This is a genomic window from Thioalkalivibrio sp. AKL7 (assembly GCF_000381705.1).
In the GTDB taxonomy this organism is placed as follows: domain Bacteria; phylum Pseudomonadota; class Gammaproteobacteria; order Ectothiorhodospirales; family Ectothiorhodospiraceae; genus Thioalkalivibrio; species Thioalkalivibrio versutus.
Map to the genome: position 1 here is coordinate 345,375 of NZ_KB906948.1, position 22,379 is coordinate 367,753.

A 22,379-nucleotide genomic window follows, 5' to 3' on the forward strand; every position below is an offset into this window, starting at 1 on the left:
CGACCCGCCAGAATGGCGCTCCTTCATCACGGGAGCCCGTATGGCACGTATCCTCGCGACTGGCATTGTCACGCTCGACCACACCCTCGATGTTGCGGCCTTCCCGGCCGAGGACGACGAGGTCCGGGCGCTCGCCAGTACCACCCAGCCCGGAGGCAACGCGACCAACACGGCAACGATCCTGGCGCAGTTCGGCCACCGCCCGGGTCTGGCCGCGGTCATCGCCGAGGGTGCGGCCGGAGATGCCCTGAGCGCGTCCCTGGAGGGGCACGGACTGGATGTTCGTCACTGCGTACGCCGGCCCGGAGCGACGCCGACCTCCCATATTCTCCGTTCCAGGGAGACGGGCAGTCGCACCATCGTCCATCATCGCGACCTGCCCGAACTCGGGATGGAGGATCTCGCGGGCGTACCCTGGCCGGAATATGACTGGCTGCACTTCGAGGGGCGTAACCCGGAGGCCCTTGCGTCCATCCTGCGGGCGGTGCGCGAGAGCATCTTTGACCAGCCGGTGTCGCTGGAGCTGGAGAAGCCCCGGCCGGGGCTCGACGCATGCCTGGACCATGCCGATGTCCTGATGCTCTCGCGCGACTGGGCCGCGAGCGTGGCGGGCACTCCCGAGGCTGCGCTGCAGCAGCTTTCCGAGCGCTTCCCGGATCGCATCCTGACCGTGACCGCCGGGGGCGAAGGGGCCTGGATGGCCGTGCGGGGCGTGATCCACCATTGTGAAGCGACGCCCGGACTGCGGGTGGTCGACAGCGTGGGGGCGGGTGATACCTTCAATGCCGGGTTGATCCACGCGCTGGTCTCCGGGGAGCCCCCGGAGCAGGCTTTGACGGCCGCTGTGCGCCTGGCGGAGCGCAAGCTCGAGCAGGTCGGCCTGGACGGGCTGGGTGACGCGGCCTCCGACCCGGGAGCGTGGCCCGGATAGCCCCCGCAGGGGGATGGTGGTTGTTGACCGAGGCGGGCGGGACTCGGAGGTTCAGGCCTCTTCGCCGAAACGATCGGCAACCAACTCTGCGAGTGCATCCAGCGCCTCCGGCGCATCCTTGCCTTCGGCCTCGATGGTGATCTCGCTGCCCTGGGCGGCGGCCAGCATCATCACGCCCATGATGCTCTTGCCATTCACCTCCTGCTGGTTGCGGGAGACGGAGACGTCCGCGGCGAACTTGCTGGCCAGGCTGACGAACTTGGCCGCGGCGCGCGCGTGCATCCCCAGGCGATTAACGATGGGGACTACGCGCTGCGGCATCGCTGCACTCCTGATCGCAGAGGAGAATCCCGTCATGGCCGCCCGAAAGGGCCTTGTTGACCAGTTCGGTCAGGGGGAGGTGTTGATAGTTGAGCACGCGGATGAGCATCGGCAGGTTGGCGCCGGCGATCACGCGGGCATTTGCACCCCGGGCGACACGAATCGCCACGTTGGAAGGCGTGGAGCCAAACATGTCGGTCAGAACGAGCACCCCCGAGCCGCTGTCGAGGGTCGCCAGGCGCTCGCGGGCGCGGGCCAGGACCTCGTCGGGGTCGTCGTTCTGGGACATCGCCATGGACTCGCAGTCCTCGGGCAGGCCCCCGAGCATGCTCTGCGCGGTCTGCAGCAGGGTATCGCCCAGGTTTTGATGCGTGATCAGAATGAGACCAACGCCCATGGATCTGCTCCGATTGCGGGTTCCAGAAGGCCCTCGTCCCGCGTCCAGTGGTTACTGTTTCCCCAGCTCGCGGTGACGGGTGCTAACAGTAACATGTTCCCGATCCTGCCACGCCTCCGCAAGCCGCTCCACCAGATACACCGAGCGGTGTTGCCCGCCGGTACAGCCGATGGAGACGGTTACGTAGCTGCGGTGATCGTCCAGCAGGCGCGGCAGCCACTGCGACAGGAAGCCCTGGATGCTGTCGAACATGGCCGCGACCTCCGCGTGCCGCTCAAGGAACTCGCACACGGGCGGGTCGCGACCGGTCAGGGCGGCCAGATCGCTTTCGTAGTGCGGATTGGGCAAGCAGCGCACGTCGAACACGAAGTCGGAATCCAGCGGTGCGCCGTGTTTGAAGCCGAAAGACTGAAACTGCAGGGATAGCTCGTGTTCCCCGCGCTCGCCTATGCGGTCGCGCAGGGTGCGGGCCAGATCGTGCATCGACAGGCGCGAGGTGTCGACCGTCAGATCGGCCTCCGCCGCTACATGGCCCAGCCACTCGCGTTCGCGGTCGATGGCCTCGACCAGTGGCACGCCGTCGCGCGCCAGCGGGTGGCGTCGGCGGGTCAGATGGTAGCGCCGCAGCAGCACCTCGCTGGCCGCCTGCAGGAACAGGACCTCCACCTGCACCCCGTCCGCCCGTAGTTGCGCCAGGAGATCGGAGAACCCCTCCAGGGCCTCCAGGCCGCTGCGCACATCCACGCCCACGGCCAGATGGCGGTCGGTCTCGGTGTCGTAGTGGCCCTGCCGGACCTGATTAATCAGGTCCGGCAGCAGCGGCAGTGGGAGGTTGTCGACGCAGAAGTAGCCGGCATCCTCCAGGGTGTGCAGGGCCACGGTCTTGCCGGACCCGGACAGGCCACTGACGATTAGCAGGCGCATGGCCGATTCAGCCCTCCGGGTCCGGGTTGGGGACCGTAGTGGCGGGCACCGCGCGATGGTAGGGCGGCTCCTCCGTCTCGCCGCTCATCTGGCGGCGCTGGCGTGCGCGCAGGTCGTCGCCAGCGATATAGCCCTGCATGTGCAGCATGTGGTTGCGCACGGCCGCCTCGATCATCACCGCGATGTTGCGCCCCGGCGCGATCGGCAGGCTGATCAAGGGGACGCGCAGGCCGAGGATATCGATCTCGCCGCGGCGCCCGTTCAGCCGGTCATCGGGGACCGGCGAGGGTTCGCCATGATCGCGCAGGTCGATGATCAGGCGCAGGTACTTGCCGCCCTTGATCGCGGAATCGCCGTACATGGCGCGGATGTTGAGCACCCCAAGACCGCGCACCTCGAGCAGGTCCTGGAGCAGGGCCGGGCAGTGGCCGCGCACGATGTCGGGCGCAATGCGCGCGAACTCGGGGGCATCGTCGGCGATCAGGCGATGCCCGCGCGAGATCAGTTCCAGTGCGACCTCGCTCTTGCCGACGCTGGAGGCGCCGCTGATCAGCACCCCGATCCCGAGGATCTCCATGAACACGCCGTGGCGCACCTCGAAATGGGCCAGGCGCTGCTGCAGGAAATAGCGCAGCAGCGAGATGATCTCGTGACTGCTGGTGCTGGAGCACAGGATCAGCGGCAGCGCCTCCTGCGGGGCGTCGGGCATCTCCGAGAACGGACAGGTGTCCTCGGCGAAGATCACCGCGGTGGTCCCAGTGCGGGCCATCTCCAGGATCAGGTCGTTGCACTGGGTGGCGCTGAGGCTGGAGATGTAGCGGGCCTCGAAGTCGCCGATGATCTGGATGCGGTTGGGCCGGATCAGGTTGAGATGGCCGGCCAGCGGCAGGTCGTCCCCGTCGTCGCCGACCAGCTTGCGGTCGGGTGCTGCGTGTTCGCCGTGTACGAAGCGAAGATCCAGGCGGTTTCCCATGGCCTGGATCAGGCTCTCCACGTTGATGTCGCGGGCGATCCCGCCTTCTCCCAGCGCCTCGTTCATGGCAGACGCTGCGCGCCGGAATCGCGGCTGGCGGCGGGTTCCACGGGCTTAGTCCTCGCTGAAGCGGCGCACGAGTTCCTGTTCCAGGGCCGTCGCATCCCCGGCCCGGCGCAGCGCTCCGATGGTGTCTGGCTGCGACAGGCCGCGGGCGAGCTGGGCCAGCAGGTCGAGGTGGTCGCCGGTGGCGGCCTCCGGGACCAGCAGTGCGATCAGGATATCGACCGGCTCGTGATCCATGGCGTCGAAGTCGACGCCCTTGTCCAGGCGCAGCACGGCCACGCGCGGCGCCTCGAGATCGGCCAGGCGGCCATGGGGAATCGCAACCCCATGGCCGAGACCGGTGGATCCGAGTTTTTCGCGCGCGGACAGGGCCTCGAAGATCGCGTTGCTCCCCGGTCCCGTGCCGTCACCTCCGCCGGCGAGGAGGTCCGCCAGGGCCTCCAGGGCCCGTTTCTGGCTGGAACACTCGGGTTGCAGGCCAATGCGCTCGGAGGTGATCAGCTCGGCAATCGTCATGGATCAGGAGGCCTGCTCGCGGTTGCGCTGGGCACCTTCGGCGCGGTGGTGATCCTTGACCTTTTCCTTGTGCTTGATCAGCTGACGGTCGACTTTGTCGATCAGCGCGTCGATCGCGGCATACATGTCCTCGTGAGAGGCCTCGGCGTGGATGTGATTGCCGCTGACCTGGAGATTCGCTTCGGCCTGGTTGTGCTGATTCCGGGTCTTCTCGTGGGTCAGCACGACGTGGACGTCGATGACCTTGTCGAAGTGGCGCTCCAGCTTCGCGAACTTCTCGTTGACGTAGTCGCGCAGGGCGTCGGTGATGTCCACGTGGTGGCCGGTCAGGTTGATCTGCATGGTCAGGACTCCTTGGTTACTTGCTGCCGGTGGGCATCGAGGCCATCTGCCGGCGTTCGCTGGATGAAGGGATGTGCATCGCCTCGCGGTACTTGGCCACGGTGCGGCGCGCTACGTTGATGCCCCGGTCCGACAGGACCTGGGCGAGCCGGGCATCGCTGAGCGGCTTGTTCGGGGGTTCGTCGCCAATCAATTCGCGAATCATGGCACGGATGGCGGTGGCGGAACACTCGCCGCCATCGTTCGTGCCGACATGGCTGGAGAAGAAATACTTGAACTCGAAGACCCCGCGCGGGGTGTGCATGTATTTCTGCGTGGTAACCCGCGAGATGGTCGATTCGTGCATCTCCAGGGTCTCGGCAATGTCGCGCAGGATCAATGGCTGCATCGCGACGTCGCCATGCTCGAGAAAGCCCTGCTGGCGATGGACGATCGCCTCGGCGACCCGCAGCAGGGTGTCGTTGCGGCTGTGCAGGCTCTTCAGGAACCAGCGTGCCTCCTGCAGCTGATCGCGCATAAAGGCGCTGTCGCGGGCATCCGAGACTTGGCGCACCATGCCGGCGTAGAGGTCGTTGATGCGGATGCGCGGTGCGATCTCCGGGTTTAGATCCACGCGCCAGCCCTCGGTGGTGTGGCGCACGTAGACATCCGGGACTACGTATTCCGAGGTGGCGGAGCTGATCTGTGCGCCGGGGCGCGGGTTCAGGGTGCGGATCAGATCCAGTGCGCGGGCCAGTTCGTCCGGGTCGCGTACGCCGGACTGGCGCTGCAGGGCCTTGTAGTCGCGCTTGCCCAGGCTGTCCATGCCGTGTTCCAGGATCGCCCGTGCGGCCTCGCGGGCCGGGGCGTCCGGGGCCAGTTCGCGTAGCTGGATCTCCAGGCACTCCCGCAGGTTGCGCGCGCCGACCCCCAGCGGGTCGCACTGCTGAATCCAGTGGAGCACTGCCTCGACCTCGTCGACGCCGACGGTTTCATCCTCGCCTCGGCTGATGGTCTCGGCCAGGGTGTCGAGGTCGCCCTCGAGATAGCCGTCGGGGCTGATGGCGTCGATCAGGGCCGCCCCGATGCGCTGGTCGCGCGGTGTCAGATGGCTCAGATGCAGCTGCCACAGCAGGTGATCCTGCAGGCCCTCACCGTCGTCGTCGCTGGTGTTTTCCAGCGGGTCGCGGTCATCCACGCCCTTGTTGGGTGTCGGGGCCGGCTCGTAGATGTCGTCCCAGCGGCTGTCGGTCGTCAGTTCCTCGGGGATCACGTCGTCGCTGGTGGTGGTGGCCTCCATGCGATCGCCTTCCACCAGCTCGCCGTCCTGGTTCAGGCGCTCGGTGTCGGCCTCGGCCTCTTCGTCCTCGACCTGTTCGAGCATGGGGTTGCTCTCCAGCGCCTGCTGGATCTCCACCTGGAGCTCGAGCGTGGACAGCTGCAACAGGCGGATCGCCTGCTGCAGTTGCGGGGTCATGGTCAGCGTCTGACCCAGCTGCAGATTCAGGCCGGGTTTCAGCATCGGGTATGCGGGGCGAGGGTGGGCATTGATGGAATCTTAAAGCCTGCCTTGTGGTTTGTGCACCGACCGGGCCGCATGTGGGGCGCTTTCACAGGCGGAAGTTCTCGCCGAGATAGACCCGGCGCACCTGGGGATCGGCCAGCAGCTCGTCCGGTGTCCCGGCGGCCAGCAGGCGGCCTTCGCTAAGAATATAGGCCCTGTGGCAGATGCCGAGGGTCTCGCGCACGTTGTGATCGGAGATCAGTACGCCGATGCCGCGCTGGGCGAGATGCCGAATCACGTCCTGGATGTCGCCCACCGAGATCGGGTCCACCCCGGCGAAGGGCTCGTCCAGGCAGATGAACTTCGGATCCCCGGCCAGGGCGCGGGCGATCTCGGCGCGGCGCCGTTCGCCGCCGGACAGCGCGATGCCCGGGCTGTGGCGCACGGTCTCGAGCTGGAACTCCTCGATCAGCGCATCGCCAATGCGGCGGCGCTCGTGGCGATCCAGCCCGGGGCGCAGCTCGAGCACGGCCTGCAGGTTGTCCCACACGCTCAGGCGGCGAAAGATCGAGGCCTCCTGCGGCAGGTAGCCGAGGCCGGCGCGCGCGCGCACGTGGATGGGGGCGCGGGTGATATCGCGCTCGCCCAGGGTGATGCGCCCGGCATTGGGGCGGATCAGCCCGACCAGGCTGTAGAAGCAGGTGGTCTTGCCGGCCCCGTTCGGGCCCAGCAGGCCGACCACCTCGCCGGGCGCGAGGTCGACGTCCACCTGGTCCAGCACCGTGCGCTGGCCGTAGCGCTTGGTCAGCTCGCGTCCGATCAGGCGGTCGTTGGTTTGTGCCGATGTGGCGGATGGGCTGGGGGCGGTGGCGTTCATTCGTCGTCGCGCGGCTGGATGGTGATGCGCACGCGCTCGCTGTCGCCTTCGCCGCGTTCGGCCTCGATCACGTCGGTCGTCAGGTCGTAGGTGATGCGCTTGCCGCGCGCCTCCTCGCTGGTGGTGATCACATGGGCCTGGTCGGTGAGGATCATGCGGTCTTCGTTCAGCAGGTAGTCGATGCGCAGGGCGGTGGCAATGCGCATCTCTCCGGTTTCCGGATCGGGTGATTCGAGGCGTGCCGGCTCGCCGTGGGCCTCCATTTCGTAGGGGCGGCGATCGCGGGTGCGCACGTAGACCTTGTCGGCCTCCAGGGTCATGTCGCCGCGGATCACGATCACGTCGCCGGTGTAGGTCCCCAGCCCCTGGCGTTCGTCCATCTCCGCGCGGTCGGCAGTGATCTCCACCGGCAGCGCCGGGCCCGAGCCCTGCTGGGCGAGCGCGGGCGTGGCCAGCAGGGCGAGCAGCAGGAGCGCCGCCACGCGGGCACCCGGTTGGCCCGGACGGTGGCGAAGGCTATGGGGATTCGGGGTCATGCGCGGGATCCTCCTCGCTCGTCTCGCTGTAGAGCGAGTACACGTCATGGAACAACTCTATGGTATCCCCTCGCGAGTCCACGCGCAGACCGGTGCCGCGCTGGAACAGGCCCGGCTGGTTCAGGGTGGAAAGGGCATCCGAAGTGGCGACCATGGTGTCGGTGGCGACGCGAACATCCCGCGAATCGATGATGGTCTCCACGCGTTCGCCGCGGGGCGGCTGTACGCCGTGGGTAGGGCCCACCAGGTCCAGGGTCGCGGCTGCCGGTTGATGCAGCGCGGCCGGGGCGGTCCAGCGCCATTCGATACCGCCCTCGGCGAACAGGTCGAGGTCCGGGTCGTCCACCCACTGGGGGCCGTCACGGCCGAACTCGCGCAGGCGGGTGCCGCGCAGCCGATGGCTCAGTTCGCCGTCGTCGCCGGTGGCATGCAGGGTGAAGCCGTCAATCTGCAGCGTGACCTCGCCCTCGGGCGGGCTCAACTCGGCCTGCGCCAGGGGCGCGGCTGCGAATGCGAGCACGGCCAGGGCCCATCCGAGTCGGCTGCGAATCCTGCGGCTCATCCGTTCAGGTAGGTCTCGAACAGCGCGTCGAGCCGGCCCTGCGCGGCCAGCAGGCCCTCGCAGGCCTCGCGCACGGCCCCGCGCCCACCATGGGCTTCGGTCACCCACTGGGCATGCTGGCGCACCAGCGGGTGGGCGTCGCCGACCGCGATCCCGAGCCCGACCCGCTGCATCGCTGGAAGATCCACGATGTCGTCGCCCATGAAGGCCGCTTCGGCGGGGTCGTGACCGGTGCGCTGCAGCAGTTCGTGCAGGGCTTCGCCCTTGTCGCGGCGGCCCTGGATCAGATGCTCCACTCCCAGGTCGCGCATGCGGTGCTCGACGACCCCGGAGGTGCGCCCGGTCAGGATGGCGATCTCGATGCCGCCGTCCAGCGCCAGGCGGATGCCGTGGCCGTCGCGGCTGTTGAAGGCCTTGTACTGCTCGCCGCCGTCGCCGAGGAACAGGCTGCCGTCGGTCAGCACGCCGTCCACGTCCAGGATCAGCAGGCGAACGGCCTGCTGGTGGGTGCGCAGAGTGGTGGCATCCAGGTTCATCACGCCACCCCGGCGCGCAGCAGGTCGTGCATGTTGATCACGCCCACCAGGCGGTTTTCGGCGTCGGTGACGGGCAGGGCGTTGATGCGCCGGCTCTCCATGGCCTCCAGGGCCTCCACCGCCAGCCAGTCGGGCTGCGCGGTGTGGCCGCCGGTGGTCATGGCCTCGCCGATGGTCAGGCCGTCCAGGCTGTGCCCGGCATCCAGGGTGCGGCGCAGGTCGCCATCGGTGAACACGCCCTGGATGCGATCGTCACCGTCGGTGATGATCACCAGCCCTAGACCCTTGCGGGTGATCTCGAACAGGGCGTCCTTGAGCGGGGCCTCCGGGGTGATGCGCGGGATCGCGTCATCGGTATGCATGATATCGGCGACATGCACCAGCAGACGTCGGCCAAGGCGGCCGCCGGGGTGCGAGCGGGCAAAGTCGTTGGCGGTAAAGCCGCGTGCATCCAGCACCGCGACGGCCAGGGCATCGCCCATCGCCAGCGCCGCGGTGGTGCTGGAGGTGGGAGCCAGGCCCAGCGGGCAGGCCTCGCGCTCGACGCTGACATCCAGGTGCACGGTGGCATCCGCGCCGAGGCGCGAGCCGGGGTTGCCGGTCATCGCGATCAATGGCACGCCCAGGCGCCGGATCAGCGGCAGGATGGTAATGATCTCGTCGGTCTCGCCGGAGTTCGACAGCGCGATGACCACGTCCTCGCGGGTGATCATGCCGAGATCGCCGTGGCTGGCCTCGCCCGGGTGCACGAAGAAGGCCGGTGTGCCGGTGGAGGCCAGGGTCGCGGCCAGCTTGCTGCCGATGTGCCCGGACTTGCCCATGCCGGTGACGATCACGCGGCCCTTGCACGCGAGGATGCAGCGGCAGGCCTCGAGGAAGCGGTCGTCGATGCGCTGGGCGAGGTTGCGTACGGCCTCGGCCTCGTCATTGAGGACGGCCAGGGCGAGGTTGCGGGTGGTTTCGGGGTTGAAGTTCATGCAGTAGCCGTGATTCCCAAATAGACAAGGTAGCTTGCGAAGGCGATGAGGAGAAGGGCGCCCTGCCAGCGCCGGATCTGTCCGCGGCGGCCTAGCGCGATCAGGAATAGCGCCACGGTCAATGCCAGCATCACCGGATAGTCGCGCGTCAGCACATCGGCGTCGATTGCCAGCGGCGCGATCAGGGCCGGAACGGCCAGTACTGCGAGCAGGTTGAACAGATTGGAGCCGACTACATTCCCGATAGCCAGTCCGGCCTCGCGGCGGAAGGCGGCGACCACCGAGGTCGCCAGCTCCGGCAGGCTGGTGCCCACCGCGACAATGGTCAGCCCGATGACCAGGTCGCTGACCCCCAGTTGTTCGGCGATTTCGACGGCCCCCCAGACCAGGGCCTGGCTGCTCGCCAGCAGGAGCAGCAGCCCGAACACGAGCCAGGCGATCGCGGGCCCCAGTCGGTCGCCCTCCGGGATCGTCTCGACCATGCCGCGCACCACCTCGGGGGTGTCGTCATGGGGGGCCGGGCGTGCGCGCCGGGCGCTGATGGCCATCCAGGCAGTGAACAGGACCAGACCGGCCAGCAGCGCGATGCCCTCCAGCCGGCCCAGTTCGCCATCCACAAGCAGGAGCAGCACGCCGAAGCTGACCAGCAGGAGGATCGGCAGTTCGCGCCGGACCATGCCGCGCCCGATCGCCAGCGGCGCGACCAGGGTCGCGGCCCCCAGCACCAGCGCGATGTTGGCGATGTTCGAGCCGATGGCATTGCCCACCGCCAGCCCCGGGTTGCCCTGCAGGCTGGCGAGGACCGAGACCACGATCTCCGGTGCCGAGGTCCCGAAGGCGACGATGGTCAGGCCGATGATCAGCGGGCTGACGCCCAGGCCGCGGGCCAGGGCCGAGGCGCCGAACACGAAGCGGTCGGCACTCCAGGTCAGCAGGATCAGGCCGCCGATGATGGCGACAACGGGTAGCACCATGGACAGTCGGGTCCGGGAGGGTCAGGCCCGGGATTGTAGCCGATTGGGTAGTGGTTTCAGCAGCGCAGACGTTCCAGGCACCCGGCGGTGGTCACCTGCGGTGTCCAGCCGAGCTGCTCGCGGGCGCGGGTGCAGTCCAGTACCAGCGGGCCGTCCAGCCCGCGGACCCAGCCGGGGTCCCCGGCGCGGGCGGTCAGGCGCCAGGCCAGCGGGTGCAGGGTGCGGATCAGCCGCAGTGGCACCGGGATCCCCCAGCGCCGCTGGTGGCGCGCCATCGCCCGTAGCGACCAGGCAGGTTCGGCCCCCAGGTTGAAGATCCCCGCGGTGCGCGTTGTGATGCTGCGCACGATCGCGGCGGCGGCATCGTCCTCCCACAGGATCTGCACTGGCTGTTCGCCCCCGGCGGGATACAGCCGCCCGCGGGCGATCTGCAGCAACAGCGGGTGGGCGTTCGGGCCGACGATCGCGGGCGGGCGCAGGAGGGTCACCTGGCACTCGGGGTGTTCCCGGGCAAGCGCGAGCAGGGCCTGCTCCACGGCGACCTTGTCTTCGGCATAGGGGAAGCGCGGCCGGGTGGGATGGTCCTCGCGGAGCGGCTGCGGGCTGTCCGGCCAGGGGCCGTAGACCGCCGCGCTGGACAGGAACACGATGTGGCGCACACCGGCGGTCACCGCCGCGTGGAACACCTGCTGGCTCAGGGCGACATTCTGCTGGCGGACCCAGGTGCGGTCATGCCGGCGGCGTCCCCCGTGACCGCCCATCAACTGAAAGGCCAGGTGCACCAGGGTGTCCACCCCGGCCAGGTCGTCCGGCTGGAGCTGCGCCAGGTCGAGTACCCGGGCCTCGATAACGGTGCCGTTTTCGGGGGGAGGCAGCGCCGGCGCGGCCCGGTCCAGAGCGAGGATGTGTTCAATCGTCGGCGCGCGTGCCAGGGCGGGCAGCAGGACTTGCCCCAGGCGCCCGGCGGCGCCGGTCACGGCGACGTGCATCCGTGTTTCGCTCAGGTCGCGGTGCGGGCGACGGTGGCCGGGGCGGGGTCGGCAAACGCGGGCATGACCTCTTCCGCGAAGCAGTCCATGGACTCCTCGGCCAGCGCATGCGGAACGGCCCCGGCGCCGAAGGCGAGCAGGACCTGGTCGACCCCGGCCGCGCGCAGGCCCTCGATGCGTTCACGGCATTCGGCGGGGGTGCCGACGAGCGTCATGCCCAGCATGTCGAGGACCTTCAGGTTGATCCCGGCCTTGACCAGGTGACGGAAGCGGCCGAGCGAGCGGTAATAGTCGTAGCCCTCGATCAGGCGTTCCAGTACCGGCAGGGTCTGCTGGAACATGTGGCGGTAGAACCACTCGAAGGCCGGCTTGGCCTCGCGCCGCGCGCGCTTGCCGTCCGGCAGGCACAGGACCCCAAGCGTCATGCCGACCCGGGGCGGGTGGGCGACGTCCGTGCGTGTCGCGTCCCAGGCCTCGTGGTACAGGCGGATGTCCTCGCGGATCATCTGCCAGGGCTTGAATGGCCCGGCCAGCGCGCCGATACCCTGCTGCGCCGCCCAGGTGAAGGACTCCGGGCTGACCGCGGCGGTCCAGATCGGCGGGTGCGGGGCCTGTACCGGGCGCGGCATCACCGGCACGTCGTCCAGGTGATGGAACGGCCCGTCCTGGGTGATGCGGCCGGTGGCGAAGGCCTGGCGCAGCGCATCCAGCCCGGCATCGACCCGCGTGCGGGACTCGCTCATCTCGGCCCCGAATGTGGCATATTCGCGCGGCGAGAAGCCGCGCCCGATACCCAGATCCAGTCGCCCGCCGGAGAGCTGGTCGAGCATGCCGACGCGCTGCGCCACTCGCAGCGGATGGTGGTAGGGCAGCGGGACCACGCCCAGGCCCAGGCGCAGGCGTTTGGTGCGCTGGCTGGCCGCAGCCAGCACCACGTCCGGCGCGGTGGAGTGGGAAAACTCCGGCATCAGGTGGTGCTCCACCAGCCAGGCGGTGCCGAAGCCGAGATGATCGGCGCGCTCCCACAGGCGCAGGGTGTTCTCCAGGACCTCCGCTTCGGAGGTCTGCAGGAAGTCCGGTACCGAGAGCTCGTGGAACAGGTCGAAACGCATGGCGCCAACTGTGCCGCGCGCTCGCAGGTGATACAAGCAATCCGCGCAAAGCTGCGGTTACGTCGTGGAGGTTGAGGCATGTCGCAGGATCAGGAAGCGCCGGTATTTCAGGCCGCCGGGGTGGCGGGCCCCGGAGAGGACTGGTGGGACGACTTCTTCCCCGAGGACCTGCCGCAGGACTGGCAGCTGGAGTACTACACCCATTACCACAGCCGTTTGTTGCTGCCCGCCCCGGTGTGGACCGAGGCCGGGGCGCCGGCCTTCGGCGACTGGGCCGAGGCCGTGCCCCCCGCTCTGCGGCTGACACTGGACTGGCCGGTCGAGCTGGGCCTCGAGACGGGTGCGACGCGGGCGCGCGCGCTGGCCGAGGCTGTCGGCGACGGCCTGCAGGCGGTGGCGCCGGGGCCGATGGGGCCGGCGCAGGTGCAGGCGATCCGCGCGGCGCTGGAGGCGGCCGGACTGGGGCGCCTGATGGTGTACGGCGCCGGCGAGGAGCGGGTGATCGCGCGGGCCGCGGCGGCGTGCTTTTATCCCGCTCCGGCGTCGACGTCAGCGGCGGACGTCGGGGGCGGGGCCTGGAAGATCACCCCCGAGGCAGGGCTGGATGCGCCGGGCTGGCGCGCGCTGGTGGAGGCCCTCGGGCAGGCCGGTGGCAGCGGCGAGATCCCGGTGTTCCTGCGCGCGCGTCCGGAGCGGCTGTCGGATTTCCGCACTATCGCCGCATTGCTGGGATTGGGATGAGCACCGCACCCGCCCGTTTGACGGTCTCCCGGCCTGCGCCCAGACTTCGGGGTTCTGTGGGCCTAAGGAAACACTGATTGATGTACACACTCGCGTTGGTACCCCAGGTTTTCCGAGCCAAGGCGCGGCGCGCAGCCGGTAGTGGTTCTACCGGCCCGTTTTTGACCGATTCGGGCCGCAATGCAGGATCGGGGAACCTGGGGTGCCAACCCCGAAGGGGCTCGGCCGTCCGTTGTCATCAAAAACGGGCGCGCGCACGGCGTTGCGGTTCCCTTGTGCAGAATGACTGCACGGCAGTCACCGTGCCTTGTTCGCACGCAAAAGCGACTCGAGCACGAGCGTGTGCATTAATCCGTGTTTCCTTAAGGGCGAGGAGCGCGCGTGGCTGACCCGGCAGTGGAAGACAGTCCGCATATCGTGATCGAGAACCTGCGCTTCCGGCGCGGGCGCAAGATGATTTTCGATGACCTGTCGATGCGCATCCCGCGCGGGCAGGTGACGACCGTGATGGGACCCAGCGGCAGTGGCAAGACCACGCTGCTGCGCCTGGTCGGCGGTCAGTTGCGTCCGGACAAGGGCCGCATCTGGGTGGATGGCCAGGAGGTGGCGAGGCTCTCCACCCGGCGGCTGTACGCGCTGCGCAAGCGCATGGGCATGCTGTTCCAGAGCGGTGCGCTGCTGACGGATCTCTCGGTATTCGAGAACGTCGCCTTCCCGCTGCGCGAGCACACCGACCTGCCGGAGGACGTGCTGCACGCGCTGGTGCTGCTGAAGCTGGAGGCGGTGGGCCTGCGCGCGGCGCGCGACCTGGACCCGGCGACCCTGTCCGGTGGCATGGCGCGGCGCGTCGCGCTGGCGCGGGCCATTGCGCTGGACCCGGACCTCATTTTGTACGACGAGCCGTTCACCGGGCTCGATCCGATCACCATGGGCCAGATCGTCAGCCTGATCCGGCGGACCAATCAAAGCCTGGGGCTTACCAGCGTGCTGGTCTCGCATGACGTGACCGAGGCGATGGCGATCTCCGATCAAGTGGTGCTGATCGCCGATGGCCGGGTAGTGGATGCCGGGCCGCCGGACGAACTGGAGGCGCGCGCCTCCGACTGGAGCGCGCAGTTCCTGCAGGGTCGCCCGGACGGGCCGGTGCCGTTTCATTACCCGGGCGCGTCCTACCGCGATGACCTGCTGGGGCAGGGGGAGCGCCGCGATGACTGATTCGATTGCCGCGCTGGGTCGGACCACGATCAATGCCCTGACGGTATTCGGCCGGGCGTTTATCTTCCTGATCCGGATGCTGGCGAGCCTGGATATCGTCTTTCGCCGCTTCGGCCTGACGCTTGTTCAGGTGTATTCGGTGGGGGTGCGCTCGCTGCTGATCATCGTCGTGTCCGGGCTGTTTGTCGGCATGGTGCTGGCGTATCAGGGCTACATCACGCTGGTGAACTTCGGCGCGGCCGAGGCCCTGGGCGGGGTGGTTGCGCTGTCGCTGGTACGCGAACTGGGGCCGGTGGTCACCGCGCTGCTGTTCGCCGGGCGCGCCGGTTCCGCGCTGACCGCGGAACTGGGGCTGATGAAGACGACCGAACAGCTCTCGGCGATGGAGATGATGGCGGTGAACCCCTATCGCCGGATCTTCGCGCCACGCTTTGTGGCCGGGTTCCTTTCCATGCCGCTGCTGGCCGCGATCTTCAGCGCCGTGGGCGTGATGGGCGGCTACCTCGTCGGGGTGGGGCTGCTGGGCGTGGACAGCGGCGCCTATTTCTCGCAGATGCAGTCGGTGACCGACTGGAACGAGGATGTGCTCTCCGGCGTGATCAAGAGCATCGTGTTCGGCTTCGTAGTGACCTGGATCGCGGTGTTCCAGGGCTTCAATGCGCAGCCGACGTCCGAGGGCATCTCGCGCGCCACGACCCAGACGGTGGTGGTGTCGTCGCTCGCGGTGCTGGGCCTCGATTTCATCCTGACCGGGCTGATGTTCGGCGCGGGCTGACCAAACAGTGTTTACCCAGGACAGGTGGCAATAATGAAGGTACGTTTCTTCGAACTGGCGGTCGGTGTCTTCGTGCTCCTGGGTATCGGGGCGCTGTTCTACCTGGCGGTGCAGGTGAGCAACGTGACCGACTACCACGACCGTGACACCTACACGGTGAGCGGCTATTTCGACAACATCGGGGGTCTCAAGACGCGTGCCCCGGTCACGGTGTCGGGTGTGCGCATCGGGCGAGTGGCGGATATCCGTTACGATCCGGAACGCTTTCGCGCCGAGGTGACCCTGGCGATCCGCTCGGAGCACGACTACCTGCCGATGGACACCCAGGCCGCCATCCACACCGCGGGGCTGCTGGGCGAACAGTACATCGCGCTGGAGCCGGGTGGTGACTACGACACCCTGCAGGAAGGCGACGAGCTGATGTTCACCCAGTCGGCACTGGTGCTGGAGAACCTCATCGGTCGCTTCATGACCAACATGGGTAGTGACTGATCGACCCAAACCGGGAGCAAGAGACATGAAATGGTTGCATGAACGAATCCTGATCCTGCCGCTGGCGCTGCTGGTCCTGATCCTGGCGGCTCCCGCCCAGGCCGAAGAAACCCCCGCCGAGCTCATCAAGCAGTCGATCGACGCGGTCTACGAGAAGCTGCGGGCAAACGAGGCGCGTGCGCAGGAAGATCCTGACTTCGTGATCGGCGTGATCGAGGAGGAAATCCTGCCCGGCGTGGATATCAACGGGATGGCCCGCCTGGTCCTGGCACGTCACTGGCGCGATGCCAGCAGCGAGCAGCAAAAACGCTTCGCCGAGGCCTTCAAGAACACGCTGCTGCAGGCCTACGGGGTGCAACTGGCCGATCATCTGGACAAGGACGTGCGCGTAATCGAGCGGCGCTCGCGCCAGGACGAGCGCATGGCCGTGGTCGCCACCGAGGTGGTGATGGGCTCCGGCCAGTCGAACATCCAGGTCAACTACCGTCTGCGTCCGGTGAACGGCGAATGGAAGGTCTTCGACGTCGAGGCCGAGGGGCTCAGCTTCGTCGGCAACTTCCGCACTCGCTTTAACGAGGAGATCAACCGCGATGGCCTGGAGGCGCTGATCGAGCGCCTGGAAGATGGCGACGAGGCGCTGATCGAGGATGCCGTGGGCGACGTGACCCCCGACAACGGCGCCGCGGACCGGTGAGCGACGCACAGATCCGGGCGGATGAAGGCGGTCTGGTCGTCAACGGGCCACTGACCTTCGCGACGGTGGCCGGGCTGGAGGCACGGGCCCGCGGGCTGACGGCGCATCTCCCGGAACACGCTCGGGTGGACCTGACGCAGGCGGGTCGTATCGACAGCGCCGGCGTGGCGTTCCTGGTCATCCTCTGGCGTCGCGCCCGCGAGCAGGGCCGCACCCTGGTCTTTGAGCCCCTCCCCGAGGGGTTGCGCCCGTTACTGGAGTTGTACGACCTGGAGTCGATCATTACCGACTCCGCCGCCCGTTCCGTCGCCTGAGTCGTGCCGGCGGCGGGCGAACGGGCGAGCCCGGCGCGGATTCGTTATCATGGCGCGTTTCGCCGGACCACGGTCGGTTCGGCGGTCAATCCGGGCATCCCATGGACAAACTGATCATTACCGGAGGTCGCCGACTCGAGGGTCAGGTCTGGATCTCCGGGGCCAAGAACGCCGTGTTGCCGATCCTGTCCGCCACCTTGCTGGCGGACGGGCCGATGACTATTGGCAACGTCCCGCATCTGCAGGACGTGACCACCACCATGGAGCTGCTCGGCCGCATGGGCGTCAGCCTTACGGTTAACGAGCGCATGCGCATTGAGGTCGACCCGACCACGCTGACCCAGTGCGTCGCCCCGTACGACCTGGTGAAGACCATGCGCGCCTCCATCCTGGTGCTGGGGCCGCTGCTGGCCCGCTTCGGCGAGGCCGAGGTCTCCCTGCCGGGCGGCTGCGCCATCGGTTCGCGCCCGGTGAACCTGCACCTGCGGGGTCTTGAGGCCCTGGGGGCCGAGATCGAGGTCGAAGGCGGCTACATCCACGCTCGCGCGGACCGCCTGAAGGGCGCGCGCGTGGTCTTCGACCAGGTGACGGTAACCGGTACCGAGAACCTGCTGATGGCCGCCACCCTGGCCGAGGGCGAAACCCTGATCGAGAATGCCGCGCGCGAGCCAGAGGTCATCGATCTGGCGGATTGCCTGACCGCGATGGGCGCGAAGATCCAGGGTGCCGGCACCGACACCATTCGGGTGCAGGGCGTGGAGCGCCTGCACGGCTGCGAATACGACGTGATGCCGGACCGTATCGAGACCGGCACCTTCCTGGTCGCCGCCGCGGTCACCCGTGGGCGCGTGCGTTGCCGCAATACCCGCCCCGAACTGCTGGACGCGGTGCTGGCCAAGCTGGTCGAGGCCGGCGCTCGCATCGAGACCGGGCCGGACTGGATCGAGCTGGATATGGAGGGCCGCCGTCCGAAGGCGGTGAACCTGCGCACCGCGCCGTTCCCGGCCTTCCCGACCGACATGCAGGCGCAGATGATGGTGCTGAACACCGTGGCCGAGGGCACCGGATCGGTAGTCGAGACGGTGTTCGAGAATCGCTTCATGCATGCGCTGGAGCTGCAGCGCATGGGCGCGCACATTACCATCGAGGGCAATACCGCGATCGTCGAGGGCGTGGAAAAACTGGTCGGTGCGCCGGTGATGGCGACTGACCTGCGTGCCTCGGCGAGCCTGATCATCGCCGGCCTGGTGGCCGAGGGCGAGACCGAGGTGGACCGCATCTACCACATCGATCGCGGCTACGAATGCATCGAGGAAAAACTGAGCCAGATCGGCGCGACCATTCGTCGCGAGCCGGTCTGAAGCTGCGACTCACACGGAACCGGACGAACGCCTGACCCATGATGGATCCCAACGCCCTGACCATCGCCCTGTCCAAGGGCCGCATCCTCAAGGACACCCTGCCGCTGCTTTCCAGCGCCGGGATCGAACTGCTGGAGGATCCGGACGAGACGCGCAAGCTGATCCTCGACACCAACCGCGAGGATGTGAAGATCGTGGTGGTGCGCGCGACCGACGTGCCCACCTACGTGCAGCACGGCGCGGCGTCCATCGGCGTGGCCGGCAAGGACGTGCTGATGGAACACGGCGCGGCCGGGCTGTACGAACCGCTGGATCTGCATATCGCCGAGTGCCGTCTGATGCTGGCGGGGCGCCCGGGCCAGCAACCGGACCCGCAGCAACGCCTGCGCATCGCCACCAAGTTTGTGAACATCACGCAGAACTACTTTGCCCAGCAAGGCCGCCAGGTCGATATCATCAAGCTCTACGGCTCGATGGAACTGGCACCGCTGGTGGGCCTGGCCGACTACATCGTCGACCTGGTGGATACCGGCAACACCCTCAAGGCCAACGGCCTGGAACCGCTGGAACTGATTACCCCCATTAGTTCCCGGTTGATCGTGAACCAGGCAGCCATGAAGATGCGACATAGAACCATTCAAAATCTCATCGAGGGCCTGCGGGAGGCCGTCACCCCCGCGACGACGTAATCGAGAACCCCATGACCGCCGATACCGACGACCTGCGAATCCGCGAAATCCAGGAGGTGTCCGCCCCGGACACCGTACGCGATGAACTGCCGATCACCGATGCGGCAGCCAACACCGTGTTCGAGGCCCGCCAGGCCTGCCATCGCATCCTGCGCGGCGAGGATGACCGCCTGCAGGTGATCGTCGGCCCCTGCTCGATCCACGACGTGGACGCCGCGCTGGACTATGCCGATCACCTGAAGACCCTGCGCGAAGAACTCTCCGACGCGCTGCATATTGTGATGCGGGTGTACTTCGAGAAGCCGCGTACCACGGTTGGCTGGAAGGGTCTGATCAATGACCCCGATCTGGATGGCAGCTTCCATATCAACAAGGGCCTGCGTGTGGCGCGCGGACTGCTGCGCGATCTGGCGGTGAAGGGCATGCCGGCGGCCACCGAATACCTCGACCTGATCAGCCCGCAGTACATCGCGGACCTGGTCGCCTGGGGCGCGATTGGGGCGCGCACCACCGAAAGCCAGGTGCACCGTGAGCTGGCCTCCGGTCTGTCCTGCCCGGTGGGCTTCAAGAACTCCACCGATGGCAGCCTGCGCGTGGCGATCGACGCGATCCGTTCTGCCTCGCGCCCGCATCACTTCCTGTCAGTGACCAAGTCGGGCCGCTCGGCAATCTTCTCCACCACCGGCAACGACGACTGCCACATCATCCTGCGTGGCGGGAAGCAGCCGAACTACGACGCCGCGAGCATCGAAGAGGCCTGCAAGGAACTGCGCATGGCCGAGCTGCCGGAGTCGGTGATGGTGGACTGCAGTCACGCCAACAGCCGCAAGGACCCGAAGCAGCAGATCGAGGTCGCGCGTGTGCTGGGCGAACAGATTGCCGGCGGCGATCGGCGCATTATGGGCGTGATGCTGGAGAGCCACCTGACCGGTGGTCGCCAGGACATCCTGCCCGGCAAGCCGCTGCAATATGGCCAGAGCATCACCGATGCCTGCATGGGCTGGGACGACAGCGAGGCCACCCTGCGCCTGCTGGCCGATGCCGTGCGCGCGCGCCGCAAGGCTGCCGTACCCGCCTGAACGAGGAGCCCGACATGCCATCCATTGCCCGACTCGATACCCAGCAGCCCGATTTCGATCAGGCCCTGGAGAACCTGCTGTCCTGGGAATCCGTTGCCGACACCGGCGTGCGGGACGCGGTGGACGAGATCCTCGGCGCGGTGCGCACCGAGGGCGATGCCGCGGTGTTGCGCTACACCGCCAAGTTCGACCGGCTCGACCGCGCCGCAGTCTCCGATCTTGAGATCCCCCACGACCGCTTGCAGGCCGCCCTGGAGTCGATCCCGGCGGAGCAGCGCAAGGCCCTGGAGATGGCCAGCGCACGCATCCGCCGCTACGCCGAGCACCAGCTCATGCGGGACTGGGATTTCACCGACGAGGACGGCACCGTTCTCGGCCAGCGCGTGACCGCTCTGGACTCGGTGGGCCTGTACGTCCCCGGGGGCAAGGCGGCCTATCCGTCCTCCGTGCTGATGAACGCCATTCCGGCCAAGGTCGCCGGCGTCGAGTTGCTGGTCATGGTCGTGCCCGCCCCGGGCGGTGAGCTGAACGATCTGGTGCTGGCCGCGGCCGCCGTGGCCGGCGTGGATCGCGTGTTTACCGTGGGGGGCGCCCAGGCCGTGGCCGCGCTGGCCTATGGCACCCAGACGATCCCGGCGGTGGACAAGATCGTTGGTCCCGGCAATATCTTCGTGGCCGCGGCCAAGCGCGAGGTGTTCGGCACCGTCGGCATCGACATGATCGCCGGTCCGTCCGAGATCCTGGTGGTCTGCGACGGCGAGACCGACCCCGACTGGATCGCGGCCGACCTGTTCTCCCAGGCCGAGCACGACGAGCAGGCCCAGTCCATCCTGCTGTCCTGGGACGACGCGTTCCTGGATCGCGTGGCCGAGGCCATGGACCGCCTGCTGGAGGAGATGCCGCGCGCCGAGATCATCCGCACCAGCCTCGACAAGCGCGGCGCGCTGGTGAAGGTGCGCGACTCGGCCGAGGCCGTCGCGGTCGCCAACCGCATCGCCCCGGAGCACCTGGAGCTGTCGGTGGCCGACCCGCAGGCGATGCTGGATGCCGGGTTGCGCCACGCCGGCGCGATCTTCATGGGCCGCTATACCTCCGAGGCCCTGGGCGACTACTGCGCCGGCCCCAACCACGTACTGCCGACCTCGCGCACCGCGCGCTTCTCCTCGCCGCTGGGCGTGTACGACTTCCAGAAGCGTTCGAGCATCATCCACTGCTCGGCCGAGGGTGCGGCCAAGCTGGGCGAGACCGCCGCGGCGCTGGCCCACGGCGAGGGCCTGATCGCCCACGCGCGCTCCGCCGAACTGCGCAGTCGATGACCGCCCGTGCGCCCCGGACCCCGGACGCCCTGATGCGCCCGGAGGTGCTGGCGCAGCCGGCCTACCAGGTGGCCGACGCGACCGGCCTGATCAAGCTGGACGCGATGGAAAACCCGCATCCCTGGCCGGGGGGGCTGGAAGACGCCTGGCTGGCGGCCCTGCGTGATCCGCAGCTGAATCGCTATCCCGACGCCCAGGCACTGGGGCTGGCCGCACAGGTGCGCGCCGCCCACGGTGTGCCCGAGGCCGCCGGATTGATGTTCGGCAATGGGTCGGACGAACTCATCCAGATCCTGATCACGGCGGTGGCGGGTTCCGGGCGTCCGGTGCTGGCGCCGGAGCCGACCTTCGTGATGTATGGCGTGCTAGCCCGAGCGCTGGGGGTGCCGTTCATCGGTGTCCCCCTGAACGCGGACTTCACCCTGGACCTCGACGCGATGCGCGCGGCGATGGCCGAGCACAACCCGGCGCTGGTGTTCCTCGCCTACCCGAACAATCCCACCGGGACGCTGGACGATGCCGCGACCGTACAGGCCATCGTCGACGAGAACCCCGGGGTCACGGTGGTCGACGAGGCCTACGCCCCGTTCGCCGCGCACAGCTTCCTCAAATGCGTCGGCGAGGATGACGGCCTGATGGTGATGCGCACGGTCTCCAAGCTGGGGCTGGCCGGTGCACGGCTTGGCTATCTGGCAGGCACGCCGGCCTGGATCGATGCGCTGGATCGCCTGCGTCTGCCGTACAACATCAATACCCTGACCCAGCGCTCGGTGGCCTTCGCCCTGGAGCACCGTGAGGCGCTAGACACGCAGGCGCGCGGAATCGTCGAGGAACGCGACCGCCTGAGCGAGCGTCTGACCGGGACGACGGGGGTCGAGCAGGTCTTTCCCAGCCAGGCCAACTTCATCCTGTTCCGGGTGCGCAGGGGGCAGGGGCACGCGACCTTCGCGGCCCTGCGCGATGCCGGGATCCTGATCAAGGACGTCGGCCGCGCGCATCCGCTGCTGGTGGACTGCCTGCGCGTCACGGTCGGCCGCCCCGACGAAAACGACGCCTTCCTCGCCGCGCTGGGGCAGGCCCTCGCTGCCTGACGTTTTTTTCGGCGCCACGCCTTTTGGTTGTCCCACAGAGTGCACGGAGGCCACGGAGAACGTCGCAGGGTTGTCGGGGTCGGTGTCCACCTTCTC

The 22,379-nt window shown here is 68.1% G+C and carries 27 protein-coding genes; 12 read left to right on the plus strand and 15 right to left on the minus strand.

The genetic code is table 11. The annotated features are described in order from the left end of the window. Positions 1-40: 40 nt before the first annotated feature. A complete protein-coding gene (locus G315_RS0104515) occupies positions 41-931 on the plus strand; it encodes a PfkB family carbohydrate kinase (RefSeq protein ID WP_019612004.1) in 891 nt (296 codons plus the stop codon). A gap of 51 nt (positions 932-982) precedes the next feature. Here the strand turns inward: G315_RS0104515 and G315_RS0104520 are convergent, their stop codons facing one another. From G315_RS0104520 to G315_RS0104590, 15 genes are all read right to left on the minus strand, one after another. Next, positions 983-1,252, minus strand: a complete 270-nt coding sequence (locus G315_RS0104520) for an HPr family phosphocarrier protein (RefSeq protein WP_018144535.1) — start codon at positions 1,250-1,252, stop codon at positions 983-985. Then, the gene (locus tag G315_RS0104525; RefSeq protein WP_018168280.1) at positions 1,224-1,649 is read right to left on the minus strand and encodes a PTS sugar transporter subunit IIA; all 426 of its coding nucleotides are present in this window, start codon (positions 1,647-1,649) and stop codon (positions 1,224-1,226) included. Before G315_RS0104525 ends, G315_RS0104520 begins: the two co-directional genes overlap by 29 nt. A 51-nt stretch (positions 1,650-1,700) precedes the next feature. Continuing rightward, complete coding sequence (rapZ, locus tag G315_RS0104530) at positions 1,701-2,573, minus strand: RNase adapter RapZ (RefSeq protein ID WP_018144533.1); 873 nt, start codon at positions 2,571-2,573, stop codon at positions 1,701-1,703. 7 nt (positions 2,574-2,580) lie between these two features. After that, the gene (gene hprK, locus G315_RS0104535) at positions 2,581-3,612 is read right to left on the minus strand and encodes an HPr(Ser) kinase/phosphatase (protein WP_018144532.1); all 1,032 of its coding nucleotides are present in this window, start codon (positions 3,610-3,612) and stop codon (positions 2,581-2,583) included. Between the two features lie 48 nt (positions 3,613-3,660). Continuing rightward, positions 3,661-4,128: a PTS sugar transporter subunit IIA gene (locus G315_RS0104540; RefSeq protein WP_018144531.1), complete on the minus strand. Its 468-nt coding sequence runs from the start codon at positions 4,126-4,128 to the stop codon at positions 3,661-3,663. Between the two features lie 3 nt (positions 4,129-4,131). Then, positions 4,132-4,470, minus strand: coding sequence for a ribosome hibernation-promoting factor, HPF/YfiA family (gene hpf, locus G315_RS0104545; protein ID WP_018144530.1), 339 nt, complete (start codon positions 4,468-4,470; stop codon positions 4,132-4,134). Between the two features lie 16 nt (positions 4,471-4,486). Continuing rightward, entirely contained in the window at positions 4,487-5,971 is a 1,485-nt protein-coding gene (locus tag G315_RS0104550; protein ID WP_018144529.1) for an RNA polymerase factor sigma-54, read from the minus strand. An 88-nt stretch (positions 5,972-6,059) separates the two neighbouring features. Then, the gene (gene lptB, locus G315_RS0104555; RefSeq protein WP_018144528.1) at positions 6,060-6,830 is read right to left on the minus strand and encodes an LPS export ABC transporter ATP-binding protein; all 771 of its coding nucleotides are present in this window, start codon (positions 6,828-6,830) and stop codon (positions 6,060-6,062) included. Continuing rightward, a complete protein-coding gene (gene lptA / locus G315_RS0104560) occupies positions 6,827-7,366 on the minus strand; it encodes a lipopolysaccharide transport periplasmic protein LptA (protein WP_018144527.1) in 540 nt (179 codons plus the stop codon). The genes lptB and lptA overlap by 4 nt, the downstream gene beginning before the upstream one ends. Further along, positions 7,347-7,886, minus strand: coding sequence for an LPS export ABC transporter periplasmic protein LptC (gene lptC / locus G315_RS0104565; protein WP_018144526.1), 540 nt, complete (start codon positions 7,884-7,886; stop codon positions 7,347-7,349). The genes lptA and lptC overlap by 20 nt, the downstream gene beginning before the upstream one ends. 38 nt (positions 7,887-7,924) lie before the next feature. Then, positions 7,925-8,464: an HAD family hydrolase gene (locus G315_RS0104570; RefSeq protein ID WP_018144525.1), complete on the minus strand. Its 540-nt coding sequence runs from the start codon at positions 8,462-8,464 to the stop codon at positions 7,925-7,927. Then, on the minus strand, positions 8,464-9,441 hold the full coding sequence (locus tag G315_RS0104575; protein ID WP_019612005.1) for a KpsF/GutQ family sugar-phosphate isomerase: 978 nt from the start codon (positions 9,439-9,441) through the stop codon (positions 8,464-8,466). The genes G315_RS0104570 and G315_RS0104575 overlap by 1 nt, the downstream gene beginning before the upstream one ends. Then, the gene (locus tag G315_RS0104580; RefSeq protein WP_018144523.1) at positions 9,438-10,415 is read right to left on the minus strand and encodes a calcium/sodium antiporter; all 978 of its coding nucleotides are present in this window, start codon (positions 10,413-10,415) and stop codon (positions 9,438-9,440) included. The genes G315_RS0104575 and G315_RS0104580 overlap by 4 nt, the downstream gene beginning before the upstream one ends. Positions 10,416-10,471: 56 nt before the next feature. After that, positions 10,472-11,404, minus strand: coding sequence for an NAD-dependent epimerase/dehydratase family protein (locus G315_RS0104585; protein ID WP_018144522.1), 933 nt, complete (start codon positions 11,402-11,404; stop codon positions 10,472-10,474). An 11-nt stretch (positions 11,405-11,415) separates the two neighbouring features. Continuing rightward, the gene (locus G315_RS0104590) at positions 11,416-12,516 is read right to left on the minus strand and encodes an LLM class flavin-dependent oxidoreductase (protein ID WP_018144521.1); all 1,101 of its coding nucleotides are present in this window, start codon (positions 12,514-12,516) and stop codon (positions 11,416-11,418) included. 78 nt (positions 12,517-12,594) lie between these two features. On the opposite strand from G315_RS0104590, the gene G315_RS0104595 reads away from it, so the two are divergent. The 11 genes from G315_RS0104595 (at position 12,595) to hisC (ending at position 22,283) form a co-directional block, all read left to right on the plus strand. Continuing rightward, entirely contained in the window at positions 12,595-13,257 is a 663-nt protein-coding gene (locus G315_RS0104595) for a hypothetical protein (protein WP_018144520.1), read from the plus strand. Positions 13,258-13,638: 381 nt separating this feature from the next. Continuing rightward, positions 13,639-14,472 (plus strand): ABC transporter ATP-binding protein, encoded by an 834-nt coding sequence (locus G315_RS0104600; RefSeq protein ID WP_038031933.1) that lies wholly within the window; start codon positions 13,639-13,641, stop codon positions 14,470-14,472. Further along, the gene (gene mlaE / locus G315_RS0104605) at positions 14,465-15,247 is read left to right on the plus strand and encodes a lipid asymmetry maintenance ABC transporter permease subunit MlaE (protein WP_018144518.1); all 783 of its coding nucleotides are present in this window, start codon (positions 14,465-14,467) and stop codon (positions 15,245-15,247) included. Before G315_RS0104600 ends, mlaE begins: the two co-directional genes overlap by 8 nt. 33 nt (positions 15,248-15,280) lie before the next feature. Further along, entirely contained in the window at positions 15,281-15,739 is a 459-nt protein-coding gene (mlaD, locus tag G315_RS0104610; protein ID WP_018144517.1) for an outer membrane lipid asymmetry maintenance protein MlaD, read from the plus strand. Positions 15,740-15,764: 25 nt separating this feature from the next. Next, complete coding sequence (locus tag G315_RS0104615; RefSeq protein ID WP_018144516.1) at positions 15,765-16,433, plus strand: phospholipid-binding protein MlaC; 669 nt, start codon at positions 15,765-15,767, stop codon at positions 16,431-16,433. After that, entirely contained in the window at positions 16,430-16,747 is a 318-nt protein-coding gene (locus tag G315_RS0104620) for a lipid asymmetry maintenance protein MlaB (RefSeq protein ID WP_018144515.1), read from the plus strand. The genes G315_RS0104615 and G315_RS0104620 overlap by 4 nt, the downstream gene beginning before the upstream one ends. A gap of 101 nt (positions 16,748-16,848) precedes the next feature. Beyond that, positions 16,849-18,108, plus strand: a complete 1,260-nt coding sequence (gene murA / locus G315_RS0104625; RefSeq protein WP_018144514.1) for a UDP-N-acetylglucosamine 1-carboxyvinyltransferase — start codon at positions 16,849-16,851, stop codon at positions 18,106-18,108. A 38-nt stretch (positions 18,109-18,146) separates the two neighbouring features. Beyond that, positions 18,147-18,797 carry an ATP phosphoribosyltransferase gene (gene hisG / locus G315_RS0104630; RefSeq protein ID WP_018144513.1) on the plus strand — a complete coding sequence of 217 codons (651 nt, stop codon included), beginning with the start codon at positions 18,147-18,149 and terminating at the stop codon, positions 18,795-18,797. Between the two features lie 11 nt (positions 18,798-18,808). Further along, positions 18,809-19,876 carry a 3-deoxy-7-phosphoheptulonate synthase gene (locus tag G315_RS0104635; RefSeq protein ID WP_018168264.1) on the plus strand — a complete coding sequence of 356 codons (1,068 nt, stop codon included), beginning with the start codon at positions 18,809-18,811 and terminating at the stop codon, positions 19,874-19,876. A gap of 14 nt (positions 19,877-19,890) precedes the next feature. Beyond that, a complete protein-coding gene (gene hisD, locus G315_RS0104640; protein ID WP_019568176.1) occupies positions 19,891-21,192 on the plus strand; it encodes a histidinol dehydrogenase in 1,302 nt (433 codons plus the stop codon). After that, positions 21,189-22,283, plus strand: coding sequence for a histidinol-phosphate transaminase (gene hisC, locus G315_RS0104645; protein WP_019612006.1), 1,095 nt, complete (start codon positions 21,189-21,191; stop codon positions 22,281-22,283). The genes hisD and hisC overlap by 4 nt, the downstream gene beginning before the upstream one ends. Positions 22,284-22,379: the final 96 nt, after the last annotated feature.